The organism is Shewanella sp. 125m-7 (genome assembly GCF_052977045.1).
Genome location: NZ_JBRILQ010000008.1, coordinates 48,545 through 63,685, shown reverse-complemented (window position 1 = coordinate 63,685; position 15,141 = coordinate 48,545). Strand labels below are relative to the sequence as shown.

13 protein-coding genes are annotated in these 15,141 nt (G+C 41.1%); 9 read left to right on the top strand and 4 right to left on the bottom strand.

Going from position 1 to position 15,141, the window contains the following annotated elements; all coding sequences use genetic code 11:
* Nucleotide 1 precedes the first annotated feature (1 nt).
* Nucleotides 2-1,255 carry a Y-family DNA polymerase gene (locus ACVBIL_RS05790; RefSeq protein WP_447166034.1) on the bottom strand — a complete coding sequence of 418 codons (1,254 nt, stop codon included), beginning with the start codon at nucleotides 1,253-1,255 and terminating at the stop codon, nucleotides 2-4.
* Between the two features lie 2 nt (nucleotides 1,256-1,257).
* A complete protein-coding gene (locus tag ACVBIL_RS05785; RefSeq protein WP_447166033.1) occupies nucleotides 1,258-1,665 on the bottom strand; it encodes a LexA family protein in 408 nt (135 codons plus the stop codon).
* 1,174 nt (nucleotides 1,666-2,839) lie between these two features.
* On the opposite strand from ACVBIL_RS05785, the gene ACVBIL_RS05780 reads away from it, so the two are divergent.
* Nucleotides 2,840-3,868 carry a hypothetical protein gene (locus tag ACVBIL_RS05780; RefSeq protein WP_447166032.1) on the top strand — a complete coding sequence of 343 codons (1,029 nt, stop codon included), beginning with the start codon at nucleotides 2,840-2,842 and terminating at the stop codon, nucleotides 3,866-3,868.
* A gap of 71 nt (nucleotides 3,869-3,939) precedes the next feature.
* On the top strand, nucleotides 3,940-5,340 hold the full coding sequence (locus ACVBIL_RS05775; protein ID WP_447166031.1) for an inorganic diphosphatase: 1,401 nt from the start codon (nucleotides 3,940-3,942) through the stop codon (nucleotides 5,338-5,340).
* Nucleotides 5,341-5,396: 56 nt separating this feature from the next.
* On the opposite strand, the gene ACVBIL_RS05770 is transcribed toward ACVBIL_RS05775, so the two are convergent.
* Nucleotides 5,397-6,095 carry a hypothetical protein gene (locus ACVBIL_RS05770; RefSeq protein ID WP_447166030.1) on the bottom strand — a complete coding sequence of 233 codons (699 nt, stop codon included), beginning with the start codon at nucleotides 6,093-6,095 and terminating at the stop codon, nucleotides 5,397-5,399.
* Between the two features lie 497 nt (nucleotides 6,096-6,592).
* A complete protein-coding gene (gene cspE / locus ACVBIL_RS05765) occupies nucleotides 6,593-6,805 on the bottom strand; it encodes a transcription antiterminator/RNA stability regulator CspE (RefSeq protein ID WP_447159274.1) in 213 nt (70 codons plus the stop codon).
* Between the two features lie 502 nt (nucleotides 6,806-7,307).
* Between cspE and ACVBIL_RS05760 the strand changes: the two genes are divergently transcribed.
* The 7 genes from ACVBIL_RS05760 to ltaE all read left to right on the top strand — a co-directional run bounded on the left by ACVBIL_RS05760 (nucleotide 7,308) and on the right by ltaE (nucleotide 15,136).
* Nucleotides 7,308-7,862: a PepSY domain-containing protein gene (locus tag ACVBIL_RS05760; RefSeq protein WP_447166029.1), complete on the top strand. Its 555-nt coding sequence runs from the start codon at nucleotides 7,308-7,310 to the stop codon at nucleotides 7,860-7,862.
* Nucleotides 7,863-7,951: 89 nt separating this feature from the next.
* Nucleotides 7,952-8,365, top strand: coding sequence for a hypothetical protein (locus ACVBIL_RS05755; RefSeq protein WP_447166028.1), 414 nt, complete (start codon nucleotides 7,952-7,954; stop codon nucleotides 8,363-8,365).
* A 40-nt stretch (nucleotides 8,366-8,405) separates the two neighbouring features.
* Entirely contained in the window at nucleotides 8,406-9,104 is a 699-nt protein-coding gene (locus tag ACVBIL_RS05750; RefSeq protein WP_447166027.1) for a response regulator transcription factor, read from the top strand.
* The gene (locus ACVBIL_RS05745) at nucleotides 9,101-10,312 is read left to right on the top strand and encodes a sensor histidine kinase (protein ID WP_447166026.1); all 1,212 of its coding nucleotides are present in this window, start codon (nucleotides 9,101-9,103) and stop codon (nucleotides 10,310-10,312) included. The genes ACVBIL_RS05750 and ACVBIL_RS05745 overlap by 4 nt, the downstream gene beginning before the upstream one ends.
* A 469-nt stretch (nucleotides 10,313-10,781) precedes the next feature.
* Entirely contained in the window at nucleotides 10,782-12,086 is a 1,305-nt protein-coding gene (locus ACVBIL_RS05740) for a GGDEF domain-containing protein (protein ID WP_447166025.1), read from the top strand.
* A 933-nt stretch (nucleotides 12,087-13,019) separates the two neighbouring features.
* Nucleotides 13,020-14,135 carry a trimethyllysine dioxygenase gene (locus tag ACVBIL_RS05735; protein ID WP_447166024.1) on the top strand — a complete coding sequence of 372 codons (1,116 nt, stop codon included), beginning with the start codon at nucleotides 13,020-13,022 and terminating at the stop codon, nucleotides 14,133-14,135.
* Nucleotides 14,123-15,136, top strand: a complete 1,014-nt coding sequence (ltaE, locus tag ACVBIL_RS05730) for a low-specificity L-threonine aldolase (protein ID WP_447166023.1) — start codon at nucleotides 14,123-14,125, stop codon at nucleotides 15,134-15,136. The genes ACVBIL_RS05735 and ltaE overlap by 13 nt, the downstream gene beginning before the upstream one ends.
* The last annotated feature ends 5 nt before the right edge of the window (nucleotides 15,137-15,141 follow it).

Genomic DNA, 15,141 nt, shown 5'->3' with positions numbered 1-15,141 from the left:
ATCAACATTTAATGATAGGGATGTCTTTCCAGCGGGTGGTATATTGGGGGGTAAGCATCTCTCTGCGCATGCCCCATTTCTGTGATATGCCTTGAGCGGCCAGAAACAGTGCGTCAGTGCCATATTTAGCATTAATGCTATCTAATACCTGCATTCTATTAGGGTTTCTGCTGCTTTCGAACAAGTCCTGCTGCAGGTTGGCCTCACTACACAGATTAATTAGTCCTACGCCGATTTTGTAATAACGAATAGAGGAGTTGAATCTGACGATAGCCGCGCGTGTTGCAGCTTCTATCAATTCACACGTGTCATTCGTTGGATAAGCAAAATGATGCACAAACTTAAAACCGCTAGGCTGCTCATCAAAAGGGGAATTAGAAGCGAAAATTAACATGCTTTGACAGAGTGAGCCTTGAGCCCTGGCTTTGGCCGCGGCGGTTGATGCATGCTTGCTTAACGCCTGACACAATGATGTTATGTCGGTTATTCGGTTACCAACACTGCGGGTAGAAAAGATCTGTTGCTTGTCAGCTCGTGCTTCATCCCATGTTTTGCACACTTCGCCGTTCAACTCACGGACGGTACGCTCAAGCTCGATACTAAATTGCTTGCTTGCGATACCGGCTTTCATCTGTGACAAGGCAAAAGCACTGTGAATATTCATCATCGCAAGTCTGTTAGATATACGTCTGCCAACCCCCCATACATCGTCGGTCTTCATGGTTTTTAAAATGGCAATGCGCTGTTCATCACAGGTAATGGCGCAAACACCTTTATAGCCGGGTATTTTCTTAGCTGCGTGATTGGCGACCTTAGCCAGAGTGAGCGTCGAGCCAATCCCCACACAGACAGGAAGCCGTGTTTCTTTCCAAACGGCGCGCCTTATCTTCATCGCATGCTCAGTTAAACAAGGGATAGCGGGGTAACAGTGCTTAAACGATAAAAACGACTCATCGATACTGTAGATATGCTGCTCAGGTGCAAAACGGCCAATCACCTCCATCATGGCAGCAGATAATGAGCCATAAAGCTCATAATTTGAAGATAGCGCGATAACACCTTTTTGCTCACACAGTTTTTGCGCTTCAAAGTAAGGGCCGAACTTATTGACCCCAGCCTCTTTGGCCAATCTGTTAGCCGCAACAATCATCCCATCGTTATTACTTAGCACAACGATAGGGCGGTTACGCCAGTCCGGCCTAAACACCTGCTCTGCGCTGCAATAAAATGAGTTAGCATCCACAAGTGCGTACATGGTTAGTCGTTCTCTAGTATTGGGCTTTTACGATGGCAGCGAATGGAGCGGATCACCACGCCCTCAACACTAAAAGTGTCGTGCTCGAGGATAGGCGTGCTCATGTGAGATTCATTAGCAGATAGCAGTAATCGGTTCACCTTATCGATAATCTTGCATACGAAAGAACCGTTGAAGTTCGCCACGATAACATCTTGATTTCGCACATCAACATGCCTATCGACTATTAAAATGTCGCCATCGAATATGCCGACCCCCTCCATAGAATCACCACTGGCATGGCCAATAAATGTTGAGCTCGGATGCTCAATCAGCAATTCATCAAGACTTAGCGGCAGTTGCTTGTAATCAGTGGCAGGGGATTCAAAACCTGTTATGCCCGCACTGGCTGAAATTGGAATTATGTTCATGCTAAAAGATAGTTAACTGTATATTTATACAGTATAGTGACTTTGTGTGATTTTGCGCAATAAGGATGACAATTTTCTGTGAGCAGCCTGCAGTTTAAAACAGCCACGCATAATAGTTGTTTAACGGCTTCTTCTTTAAATTCTGGGTATATCGTTATCCACCCATAACATATCTCCTATGCAAAAAGCTTAGGTGAAATTTTTCATAAGACTCGGGGCTGTCTAAGTCAAATAGCCTAAATATTAGTGATTGAAAACTGTTTTATGCTTAATTTAGTGTACAACGACTTGAATATGGTTTTGAGAGCAGGGCCTGTTAAATATCCCCGATTATTTTGTTGATCCTAGAAAATGAAATAATTATGAATCCCCATGTTGCTTGCTGGCTAAGAGGCGAGAGGATTTTAAGTATACCGATGTAAGCTTTTAAAAAGTTGCAACCTAAAAATGCAATCAACCATTAATGGGGTTAGGTGTAATTGTTTATGTTTCATTATCTGATTTTGCTTGTTGGTTTGTTAAGTTTAGCTTTGCTCTATGTAAGATGAATCTACTTTAGGTAAGTAGTTAGAGGCAAGTCTCCCCTTATTGAGCCTCTTGCATCACTCTTTTTCAGTTGTTGTTTTTAATTGATAAAACTATATTTAAAAGCACGTAACGCATTGTGGTGAAAGTAATTGATCCCATAATTCATTTATTTAAACCCCTTTATTTGCTAGGTAAAAGCATTCGTTTTTACTTGAAATGATTTTAAAAAGAACCTGAAAAATTGATATGCCAACCACGCGCAATCAGCAACAATCTGTCGCTATAAAAAGTAAATAAAATGTAATCATGGCTCTCATACAAAACGTCCATTACTCGAAATGCTAGCTAAAAAAATCTGCCTCCCCCTTTCCGTGATCAAGTAGTTGTCAGATATGCTTAAAACTAGATCTATATCAAAGTTGCTACATGCCCACTGCAAAACCCGAACATATGATTGACGCAGATCAATACTATTGTTTTTGAGGAGGCTAGATTAGCACTAAGTTAGTTACAAATAACTTGTTTTAAATAACGGTTAAGCAACGTTTTTGATTGGTTATTTGAGCAAATTTATTAGTAATAAAGGTCAATGGCACCAAATATGTAACCGCTACTGCTGGATTAACTATTTTTGAGGTTCAAATTTATGAAAACAACACTGGCTTTAACACTGATTCTTTCACTATTTACAGCAAGCACAGTACAAGCTGCAACAGCTTTACCTCATGAGGTCCAGATAAAAAAGCACCCTGAAGCATTAGAGATCGTTGAAGCGAGAGAGATGAAGTTTCTCATCGACCCTGCTAAGGCGGGGCTGACCCCTCAAGAAGGCTTACAAACGATTTGGAATAAAGTTAAAGCATTTGCAAAAAAGGAAAACATTCAGCTTGAAGAGAAAACCTTTGATGCCGATGGACTGACTTTTTCAACCAAAGTGTATTACGACACGCCAAAAGGGGATCTAACCAAGCTTGGATATGTTGTCAGAATCACGACAAAATATTTAGAAGGAAAGCCCTCTTCGTCTGCGTTAACAGTTAAGTTTATCGATAGAGAAAAGCCTGAACTCGTATTTACCGCTATGGAAGATGAAGAGGATGCATCTGTTGAAGAGAATGTAGGTCCTGCTGCTAATCACTTACTCGATACCTACTTAGAAAAATCAGTAAAAGTAGAAGTTGAACTTACCAATTTACCAAAAACGCTAGCTGACTTTGCTCAATATGTTCCACAACTAGAAACCCTAGGTCTTGACCCAAGCATTCCCCTTGAAGGTGTTGGTGCATACAGTGTCAGGATGAAGCCTGGGTTCATGATCCTTCCTGGTTTGCCTTTTCCTGCGGGGATCTCCATGGAAGCATGGCTACCCATTGAGGGGGGAGAGCACGCATTTGTCTATGATTTCTCATTTGGCTACCCGACTGGGGATTACTACGACATGGCTGAAACTCATATTACAGCTGAAAAATTCATGCAAAAAATGTACGCGCAGATGGATAGCGAAATTGGTTTACCAAAAAATTCAGTTTGGCGCGGCTCAAAAACGACCTACTTGCGCAAAGGCGGATTGAAGCTTGAAAAGTTTACACAGCTTAAAGATGTAGATTTAAGGTCCTACAAAGAGCCAGCTAAGAATCCGGATGGGACAGTGGCATTTAATGACGACCCATCATAATTGCACCAGAAGTATGTAAACAAAACTCTACAATAAAACACCTTTTTTTTAAATAACTTAGGATAAAGATAATGAAGAGAATACTGTCTTACACATTAGTTGCAGCGGCTGTTTGTTTAACAACAACAGCAATGGCTAGCGTCGCTCCCCATGTTTCAGTACTCCAAGGAGAGAAAAATTTTCTCTCTGGATATAGTGCTCATAACATCGATGGCACCGTCAATGTCGTCGTCGAGATCCCTGCTGGCCAAACTGCAAAATATGAAGTAAATAAGAAAACTGGCATGTTAGAGCTGGAGCAGAAAAACGGTAAACCGCGTTATGTAAAATATCTTGGATACCCTGGCAACTACGGTATGATCCCGAGAACTATTTTACCAAAAGATCAAGGTGGTGACGGTGACCCAATGGATGTTTTAGTCTTGGGTCCAGCAGTGCCAATTGGCTCAGTAATTAAAGCACGCCCAATTGCCGTCTTAGATCTAGTGGACGGTGGCGAAAATGATTATAAAATTCTGATGGTTCAAGATGGTAGTCCACTTTCTGTATGTAGTGATGTTGCATGTCTAGATGATAAGTTTCCAGGCATTACCACTATTATCAAAACTTGGTTTACTTCTTATAAAGGCCGCGATGAGAAAGGTAACTTTAAGCTTGAAGCGCGTGGATTTAAAGATAAAAACACAGCGATTCAACTTATCGGTGACTCAATCTTAGCTTACGAAGAGGGCCAAATTAGTGATCAAGATAAAATCGCGCTGCAAAAAAATGGTAACCCAAAGTTACATTTCTGGCCTGGTTCTAAAAATAATGGCTACAAATTTGCGGGGCAAACAGCCCAAGGCGACAGTGAGTTAGATAAACTATACGGTACATTAACGCTACCTTCTTATATTAAATATTATGAAGTTGATCAAGCCGACGACATTATGCTTAACCCGTACTTACAGGTTGCGACTATAGACCAACCAGCAGTGATCGATCCTGAAGTTGGCGTCTATAACTATATAGTAAACGCAGATGGTAATGTTGCGATTGTCCAAGAAGCGACGCACCCGATGGGGCGTATCTACAAAAATGGCTATATCAGACCTGAAGATGGTAGAAAGAAAAAAGTTAAAGTTAAAGGCGGCAAGAAGAAATATCCAAAAGAGAAATTTGGTCACACATCTGGTGTAGCGGGTGGTGTTGCTCGTCTAGGCGGCGAAATTTTATTTGAAGATGGTACTTGGGTGATTAACAACAAGTCAGGCCGCTACTCTAAAAATAACGTCGATCGTACTCCTGAGCAGCTAGCTAATGTAGCTAAACTAATCAAAGCAACCGTTAACCCGTCAGGCAAGCCATGGGGAGAAGTGCAATACCGCTTAGCCTATGGTAACGAAGCAACTCAAAATAAATACGAAGGCAGCAGTCAAATAAAATATCTTGACGAGAAGAAAAAGAAAAAACCTTACATTTTAGGAGAATAGGCTTATTTAAGTAGCCAGTAAGTAATAAACCCTCGCTTCAACTGATAAGCGGGGGTTTATAATATTATATAAGGCATTTTTTTAGTTTCAGGATTCGCATAATAAACATTTAGAGAGTGAAAAGCGGCCTTCATAATGTCTTCAGGACCATATTCTAATAGATAAATAGTAGGCCCCCAAGCCTCTCCACCAGTCTCAACCCACTTTCTAATTAGTTTAGCGGCATAAATCAATTTGTCAGGTGTACGATCATCGATGTGTTTACTGTATCGTCCAGATTTATTGTTAACTAGCCAACGCTCTCCATTTTTATCGTAGACGATCTCACCACAAAATCTGGCTTTTTGCCCTGCAGTCGCCGAAACGTGTCCATATTTCTCTGTATACCCCGTTAATTTTGTATATCCATCTTCTGGTCGAACAAATTTACCGGAATATTGACGACCCCTTGGGTGTGGCACAGGCTGAATAATGACAAGCTTGCCTTGTTCATCTATGCACCAATCATAGGCAGATTTCGTAGCATCAATCACTGCCGACCACTGCTCATTCGCGACCTGAAGATAGGGGTTGAGCATGATGTTGTCATGGGGATCAACTTCATAATATTTTACGTGGGAAGCGCTAACAGGCATACCATATAGTCTATCAAGATCAGCGGTATCATTTGCATTTACCGCAAAATTCATCCCACCAAATACCACCATAAAAGAGGCAACGGTTGACTGCATCGCCAGACTAGACTTATTACTCATAGGGAACATTCCTTTTGTTCTTTATTTATCACATACCTTAGCCCTTAAAGGAGAGGTTAGGAATGTTAATAGACTTATATTAGCGCAGAACAGAGCCAATCAGCTTGATCTATAACAGCAAGTAAGCGAAGAGAGAATCGCGTTCACTAATGGCACATTGTTAATGGATGCTTTTGGACCTCTGATTAGGTGGCTAAATTGACCGTAACAATACAGATGAAATTAGCTGGGTTATAGGGAAATTAGGCGTGTGGGAAAGATATGAGCTTCTAAGAAGCTGATGGGTTAACTGCCGCCATCACCATTTTCGGATTATAAACTGGTAACCCCATTATAACGAGTTAGCGAAAGTTAAAACGCCATTGCAATGTGAAAGTCTTGATCTTCTTTGTTTACGAGTAAAGCGGCTTTTTATTCAATTTTTAAACATTACAGGTACAAAAAAAGGCCGCATTAGCGACCTTTTTTGCATATCAGCTTACGTTATTAGCGCTTAATTAAAGAGCGACTACGTTGCTTGCTTGTGGACCTTTTGGGCCTTGCTCTACTTCGAAAGTCACTTTTTGACCTTCAGTAAGCGTTTTGAAACCTTCAGATGCGATAGCACGAAAATGTACGAATACGTCAGCGCCACCGTTGTCTTGAGCAAGGAAACCGAATCCCTTGTCTTCGTTAAACCATTTTACAGTACCAGTAGTTGAGTTAGACATATGATGCCCCTTATTTAGTTTTAAAAAGTTCAACATTAACACTATGTTAATTTATTGAATTATATCATGTTACGCTAAAATATAAGGCAAACGTCTAGCTACAAAACACGGTTTTGATAGTGGAAGCTTTACTTGTACTTGATGCTGCATTTAATAACTCTCTGAACAACTGAGCGATATAATAACCGCTGTGCGTTTTTTGTACAGCGCTTTTTTGATTTATTTTGCCTTTTTTAAGCAATACCTTTATTTAACAGTTATATGCATATTTTCGTTTTAGACTGCATTGCTCCATTGAACTTTAGCTTCATTGACTTTGGCTAGGGGAAGAGCTGTCAGGGTGAGAGAAATAGGCCTAAACCTATCTCTTGCAATATGACTTCGCCTTGAAACCTTACAAAAATGTATAGTTCAGGAAAACTTGCGGAAAGATGTCTTAAGTAAAGTAGCCTCATCGACAGGGAAGCACCTTGTCTGCATTAAAACAAATGAGGATTTAACCATGAACAATACATCAGTTTTTAAAACAACAACTATTTCGACTCTGCTTGGACTAGGCGCCATGATGGCCATTGGCTCTGCAAATGCAGGTGATGCACCTACATCTTTTAGTCAAGATCCAGTCTCTCTGCTTCAGGCCGTCGCATTGGCTGAAACCAACACGGGTGGCGTAACCGTTGAAGCCGATCGTGAAGTGAAAATGGGACAGGTTTTCTATGAAATTGAATTAATTGGTAAAAACGGAGAGAAAATTTATACCGCAATCAACACACAAACGGGTGATGTTATTTTAACAGACAATCGTGGTCAGAATGATGATCATGACGCTGATGATAAATTAGAAGATGCATTGTATTTATCTGGCTTGAACAGTGGTCAATATTTATCGTTTGCAGATGTTGTGAAGCAAGCAGAAATACAATTTAGCGGTAAAGCGTGGAGCGTTGAACTTGATGATGACCACGGTAATGTTTCTTATGAAATCAAGTTGATGACAGTCAATGGTAAACAAGTTGAAACTGAAGTGAATGCATTGACAACAGCAGTGACCAAATAATTCTCTCGTTGAACACTTGAGCCAAACACTTGAGCCAAACAATGAATAGTTAAAAAAGGGGTGATCTTTGATGACCCCAAGGAGATCTAATGACTGAATCAACTGAATCAACTGAATCAACTGAATCAACTGAATCAACTGAATCAAAAAATACCAACCAAGAAGCTGAGCCTTGCTCGAAAAAGTCGACGTCTTGGTTAAACAGTGTCAAATGCTGTATTAATAAAGTGAAACTGTGGCTTAACAAATCGAAACAATGGTCGTCAAACATACCATCAGGGCTTAAAAGCCTTCGTGAAAATGGACCAAAAGCACTTATTGGTTTAGCCTCTTTCTCTCTGTTTTTCATACTAGGATTGGTTACGCTGGGCGCGAGCTTATTAGCTGGTATCGCAGCGGTGATTATGATGAAATGGCAACAGCATAAAGCGGAAACGGTGCCAACTAATGTGGCTGAACCAACGCCAACTGAACAACAAAATGTCCCTATCGTTGCGGCTTAAGCGACAACGACGTTACCTTATGATCTGAGAGAGAACCGCCATGCGAGTGTTACTGGTTGAAGACGATGTGAGTCTGAGCAGTTTTGTTGAAAAAGGGCTACGTGAAGCTGGGCATCAAGTAGAGGTGACAGAAAACGGCAAATATGCGTTGACCCTATGCATGACGGAACACTTTGATGTGGCGATCGTCGATCGCATGTTGCCGGGCTTAGACGGATTGTCTTTGGTTAAGGCCCTTCGAGCTGCGCAAGTGGGAACGCCTATCTTATTTTTGACCTCCTTAGGCGGGGTGGATGACCGTGTGCAAGGGTTGGAAGCGGGAGGTGATGATTATCTAACTAAGCCATTTGCATTCTCTGAACTGCTTGCCCGTGTTAGCGCTCTTTCTCGCCGATCCGCGCTGACATCGACTGAAACTAAACCTGAACTGACTTTTGGCGATCTGGTATTAAATCTGTTTGAACATACCGCGACACGTCAAGGTAAGTTATTGGATTTGCAGCCTAAAGAATTTCGTATTCTAGAGTTGTTTTTACGTCATCCAGGCCGCGTGATCACCCGTACTATGCTGCTTGAGCATGTATGGGATATTCATTTTGATCCTCAAACCAGCGTTGTCGAAACTCACATTAGTCGTCTTAGGAATAAAATAGAGAAGCCTTATGGCGATACTTTGATCCAAACCGTGCGAGGCGCTGGTTACAAGTTAGAACATCGACATCACCAGGAGGCCAAATGAAACGCAGGCTGCTTGATATGTTGCGAAATAAAATGTCACTTCAGCAACTGATTAATCGCCTTCCACTGTGGATGAAAAGCTCTGCAACCCAGCAAGGTGTGATGTTTGCTCTAGTGTCGCTGTTTAGTCTTGTGCTTATGGCCAGCGTAACCATTCTCTATGTTGACTATGAACTGGGTCAGCAGAACAGTGAACTCGTCAAAGAATCCAAGCTGCGGGCCAATGGTTATAAACACGATATCGACGACGATCCGATTGAAGATGACGACATTATCGCAGTGCTTACCAGCGGCTTTATTCTTGCTGGCGTTTTAGTCTCACTCTTTACCATTGCCATTGTTGTCGCGATGAGCCGTTTGAGTCAGCAACGAATATCTCGTATTGAGCAGGTGTTAAACGCAGCGGCAGACGGTGACTTGTCGGCACGAACGGGCGAGAAAAACACCTACAATGATCTGGCTAGAATATCGGTATCTGTGGATGAAATGCTTTCTCGTTTAGAAGGTTCTGTGGCGGCGATGAGTGATATTTCGTCCAATATTGCCCACGAACTGAAAACACCGATCACGCGTTTAAGACACAATTTACTGACTTTACGTGATGAGGCTGATGCATCACAGATCGCGCACAGTCAGAGCTTTATCAATGAGCTAGACCATGCCTTGGCTGATTCTCAACGTCTTGCTTCTATTTTTGATGCCTTGTTACGCATTACTCAAATTGAGTCAGGCGCAAGGCGAAGTCGCTTCACAACAACGGATTTAACCCTGATTGTCGATACCGTCGCCGAAATTTATGTCGATGTTGCCGAAGATGCTGGAATGCAGTTGCAGGTGCACAAAGCGCAATCGCCCTTGTTGATCCAAGGCGATCGGGAGCTGCTGATCCAGCAAATTGCCAACTTGATAGAAAATGCGCTGCGATACTGCTCTGCCGGCAGTGTGATAAAGCTCAGCTGCGGTGCGGATGATAAAGCCTCACTGGTTTGGCTCAAGGTTGAAGATAATGGGCTTGGTATTGCGGAGGCTGAACGAGAGCGTGTTTTTGAGCGTTTATATCGTGTCGATAAAAGCCGTACCGATGGAGGCTTGGGGCTGGGTCTCTCATTGGCAAAAGCCATTGCGGGTCTACATCACGGCAGTATTACCTTACACGATTGTAAGCCCGGTCTGGGTGTGATGATCACGATGCCAAGAGAAGATGGCTAATTTTTAATGCCAAATGCCAAATGCCAAATGCCAAATGCTTAGTGCCAAATGCTTATTGCCTTCTAATGCCTAATACCTAGTGAACGTTAATCTACCTCGATTAACGGTGACGGAGAATTAGAGAGCATTTACCAAAGCCACGCAATGACACAGCCTTAATGTGTAGAAAAAAATCTCGAACCTATGTTCGGGATTTTTTATTGCTTGTGCGTGTTGAGTAGGAAATCTTGTTCGCTCTTAGTGGAAAATAAAATGCGAAATCTATGATATAATTTAAGATTGAACAGGTATTCAGACTTTATGAATATGTATAAGCCTTATCAGATTAGCAAATCCAATAAAATTAACGTTAAGCTATTGATATGTAGCGATTACCTCTTAACAAAGAACTCTTGATAAAGGATTCTTGTTGAAAAATCATTTTGAGTTGTGACTCATTTTTTAAAACCATTGCCGGATAGTAAATATTATGACAAAAAGGAACCTGCTAAGCATTTTCTTATCTTTAATTGTAGCGGTAAGTATTGTTAATTTGTTCTTGAATGTTAATAAAGGCAAGTTGAATAGTAAGTTTTTAACTAACATCCTTTTTATTAGTGATGCCATATACCGTTTCAATGTAAACAGCCTTAACAGTGACTATATTTCTGTAGCCGCCGGTGATTTAACTCAAGGTGTTATAGTAAAAAATGCTAAAGATAAAAAAATTCGAGATTTATCTAAGCATATAGATAACCTATTTAATGCCTTAAAAAGAAACCCCATCATATCTAGCAACCTATGGACGGTAGCGAATGTATATCCAGAATATGTCATTCCAAAGCCGTTTAGAGAGGAGTATCTGCACCTTTTTGATAAGGAGTTTGGTGAGACAAACTACCTAGAACGTATTTTGAAATTAGAAAATATTGAAAAAACGTTAAAGGGAAGTGGTTTAACTGTATTTGAAACGGTAAGGGTGTTTGGACCTTACGTAGAAGATGGAACCAATGAAGAATTATTTTCAATTTATTACCCACTGTATTTAGAAGGCGATGTTTTTTCTGTGTTAGTAATTGATATTAAAGCTGATTTTCTAAGCGACTTTATATCAGACTTCAATGATGAAGAATTCACTTGGTTTGAGATGTCAGATAAAGACAGTAATAACATAAGCGCGGTTGTTTACGAATCCTTAGCGCTTAAAACTGAAAACAAAAAAGTAGGCCTAACCATAAAAACGCCACTACTTTATAGCAGTGCTGCAATATTGGTATTAACGCTAATAATACACAGCTGTTTTTTAATCGCTGCATACATTAGACGGTTTTATATCGAAAGCAGCATAGATAGCTTGTCTGGTTTCTATCGTAAAGATAGGTTTATGAATAAAGATATGTCAGTTAACTCTATGTGTCTAATTGATATAGACCACTTTAAGAAAATCAATGATGTTTATGGGCACGCTGTCGGTGACATTGTGATTTCAGAAGTGGCAAGTAGAATAAAATCCTCAATGCGCTCCACAGATCTCGCTATCCGATGGGGCGGGGAAGAGTTTGTTGTTATTTTTAATGGTGAACTTTCTTTCGAACAGTTTAATAAAAAAGCAGATGAATTGTTGCGCGTAATAAATAGTGAAAACATAAATGACATAGGCGTTACTATATCAATAGGTGCTATTTATTCTGAATCCAAAATGAAATTGCAAGAAGCGTTTGAATCATCTGACAAAGCGCTTTATGAGTCAAAGAACTCTGGACGAAATAAAGTCACCATTTATCGTCATAGTTGAGTGCATATACAATCTAATGATTGCCATTGTATTTAACATGCATGATGTCGGCGATGAACCTCCTGCCCAAAGGCTGTGAAGCCAATCTTGTTCGAGTGTTACCTTCAGTAAGTTAAAAGTTGTTAGGCTAATACAACTAAAGCTACAACCTAAACTAGAACCAAAGCTACAACTAAATGAACAACTACAGCCCAGAACAATTAGGGGGCTTAGTTGTTCATTATGCTGCTTGGCTGTTGCCAAGTAATGCCTTTAGCCCGTTTACCTGCTTCAATTTGACTCAACTTACTTCATATCAGTTATAAACTTCATTTCATATTTTTTGCCAATGCTGGGTTAGAAATAATCAGCTTGTATTCATACCATTTCCAAGACATTACTTGTGCAAATAATAAAAGCGATGCTCTAGATTGGTCGTCCCAGACGTTGCTATACACTGAAATACATTCTGCTAATTGTTGCCATGTACTGGCATTCATCAATAACGAGCGACCCAAGCCGTAAATGGCTTAGAGAACAGGTAATTAAGTGTGCGCAAAAGTTCAGTTAAAACTGATTTTTTAGAGCGAGTTTATAGACTGATTTTATCTCATTTTTCCCGTAAAGAAATAAATACGAGTAGTCCGCAGCAGCTATTTTGACTAACGTTAATAAAGAAAACAGTTTTTAGCTCTACGGATCAAGCTTGGCCGGAAATTTAATATTGCGACCCTGACAAAATAGAATAATGAGAATAGCCTCTAGGAATAAAAGGATAGTCACTTAATTTAACATAATGAAAACATTATTAGCCGAAGATGGCTTTAAGACCTTCCCGGTAAAGCTCTTTGCTTACAGCTTGATTGTTGTAACTTGTTAATGTTAAGTTTGGTGATTGTTATTTTCTTTGCGGTGTTAACTGTTATTTGACAGGTTAACTTAGGGATCTATTTTATGTTTATTCACGAATGTAAACGTGTGGATGAAAGTCTTTCGATTAAATTTTCTAATAATAAAGAATCACACTTCAGTTTATTTTGGTTGAGAGATCACAGTACCGATGCCTCTAGCCTTAACCCCGGTACATTACAACGAGATGTTGACACCTTTTCCTTACCAGCAGTCCCTGAGCTAAAAGAATTCCAAGTGATTAATAACGGCGCTCAACTGTGCATTCAGTGGTTGGATGCCGATGTAGTGAGCGAGTTTGATGCTGACTTTCTGTTTAATATGGCATTTACGCCAGTCAATGAGCCGGCATATCAATTGTGGGCTTACGAGCTACAAAACCAAGTCCCAGATTTTGATTTTGAACAGGTGACGGCTAACGATGCTGCTTTTTTACCTGTGTTAGAAAGTATGGAACGATATGGTTTAGTCACATTTTCGGGCATGCCAACGGACATGGAAGCCACTAAAAAGTTGCTCAATCAAGTAGGGTATATTCGAGATACCGTATTCGGTAGTTTATGGGACTTTTCTAATAATGGCGCTCATAGTGACAGTGCCTACACCAGTGTTGGCATAGGCCTACATACCGATAGTACCTATACACTTGATCCTCCTGGATTGCAGTTACTGCATTGTTTGGCCTTTGACGGCGAAGGTGCTTTTAATCAATTTGCCGATGGCTTTAAGGTTGCTCAAACCATTAAAAATGAAGATCCAGCCGCTTATGAGACGCTAAAAAGAATTAAGGTACCAGCGCATTATATTGAGCCCGGCATTCAATTGAGAGGTCAGCATGAGGTTGTGCGCGAAGATATCAATGGCCAGTTTGAACAAATTTGTTTTAATAACTTTGATCGCAGCCCCTTTATGCTAAGTGCTAGTGAGCAAAAGGCTTTTTATCATGCTTATGGTCTGTTTCAGCGTTTAATTAACGACCCTAAGTTTCAGGTGAGCTTTCAATTACAACCTGGCCGTGCGGTATGGTTTGATAATTGGCGTGTACTTCATGCGCGCACAGCCTTTAGCGGTTTTCGTCATCTTGCTGGCGGTTACACTAATCGAGAAGACTACATCAGCAAGAAGTTAACCTTAAAAGGGAAAACACCATGGCAGGAGTAATCGATTTACGCAGTGATACCGTCACGCAGCCTTGCCTGAACATGCGCGCGTTAATGGCATCAGCCGAAACGGGAGATGATGTTTACGGTGAAGATCCTAGCGTTAAGCAACTTGAAGCATATGCTGCAGAGTTACTTAATAAACAAGCCGCGGTATTTTGTCCCTCTGGCACCCAAAGCAACTTAATGGGACTGCTGTCTCATTGTGGCCGCGGTGATGAGTACATTGTTGGTAGCGTCGCGCACACCTATCTTTACGAAGGTGGCGGCGCTGCGGTATTAGGTAGTATTCAGCCCCAGCCATTAACGCTACAACGCGATGCAACCATGGATTTATCCGAACTGGAAAAAGCCATTAAACCGAAAGACGTTCACTATGCCAGAACCAAGTTGATTTGCTTAGAAAACACTCATGGTGGTCTCGCTTTACCTCGCGGTTACACTCAAGACGTTAAGGCGATAGCAGAGCGCCATGGCTTAGCCATGCATTTAGATGGCGCAAGGTTGTTTAATGCTGTTGTTGACGGAAACACGAGCGCTGCAGCCTTAACCGCAGATTTTGACAGTGTTTCAATATGCTTATCAAAAGGCTTAGGGGCGCCTGTTGGCTCGCTACTTGTTGGCTCAAATGAGTTCATCGACGAAGCCAGACACTGGCGTAAAATGTTAGGCGGCGGTATGCGCCAAGCAGGAACTATTGCGGCTGCGGGCTTGTATGCCTTACAAAACAACATAAATCGTTTGAGCGAAGATCACCGACGAGCCAACGAATTAGCAAGGGCATTAGAACAAATTGACGGTGTAGGGATCCCTCTCGGCCAAGCCCATACAAACATGTTATATGTGAGCGTTAGCGAAGCAATGAGACAACGCCTTGCAAAGCGTGAAGCCAATAACAATATTTTGCTGCCTTCAGGGGAGCAGATGCGACTGGTTACCCATTTAAATATTAATGATGATGATCTAAAAGCCATTATTGAGTTATTTCAACAAGCGGCTTAACGCCA

Excerpts from the sequence above, each read along its gene's own strand:
- ACVBIL_RS05790 (WP_447166034.1), bottom strand. The coding sequence starts at position 1,255 with ATGTACGCACTTGTGGATGCTAACTCATTTTATTGCAGCGCAGAGCAG.
- ACVBIL_RS05745 (WP_447166026.1), top strand. The coding sequence starts at position 9,101 with ATGAAACGCAGGCTGCTTGATATGTTGCGAAATAAAATGTCACTTCAG.
- ACVBIL_RS05755 (WP_447166028.1), top strand. The coding sequence starts at position 7,952 with ATGACTGAATCAACTGAATCAACTGAATCAACTGAATCAACTGAATCA.
- ACVBIL_RS05770 (WP_447166030.1), bottom strand. The coding sequence starts at position 6,095 with ATGAGTAATAAGTCTAGTCTGGCGATGCAGTCAACCGTTGCCTCTTTT.
- ACVBIL_RS05740 (WP_447166025.1), top strand. The coding sequence starts at position 10,782 with ATGACAAAAAGGAACCTGCTAAGCATTTTCTTATCTTTAATTGTAGCG.
- ACVBIL_RS05785 (WP_447166033.1), bottom strand. The coding sequence starts at position 1,665 with ATGAACATAATTCCAATTTCAGCCAGTGCGGGCATAACAGGTTTTGAA.
- ACVBIL_RS05780 (WP_447166032.1), top strand. The coding sequence starts at position 2,840 with ATGAAAACAACACTGGCTTTAACACTGATTCTTTCACTATTTACAGCA.
- ACVBIL_RS05775 (WP_447166031.1), top strand. The coding sequence starts at position 3,940 with ATGAAGAGAATACTGTCTTACACATTAGTTGCAGCGGCTGTTTGTTTA.
- ACVBIL_RS05735 (WP_447166024.1), top strand. The coding sequence starts at position 13,020 with ATGTTTATTCACGAATGTAAACGTGTGGATGAAAGTCTTTCGATTAAA.
- ACVBIL_RS05760 (WP_447166029.1), top strand. The coding sequence starts at position 7,308 with ATGAACAATACATCAGTTTTTAAAACAACAACTATTTCGACTCTGCTT.
- cspE (WP_447159274.1), bottom strand. The coding sequence starts at position 6,805 with ATGTCTAACTCAACTACTGGTACTGTAAAATGGTTTAACGAAGACAAG.
- ltaE (WP_447166023.1), top strand. The coding sequence starts at position 14,123 with ATGGCAGGAGTAATCGATTTACGCAGTGATACCGTCACGCAGCCTTGC.
- ACVBIL_RS05750 (WP_447166027.1), top strand. The coding sequence starts at position 8,406 with ATGCGAGTGTTACTGGTTGAAGACGATGTGAGTCTGAGCAGTTTTGTT.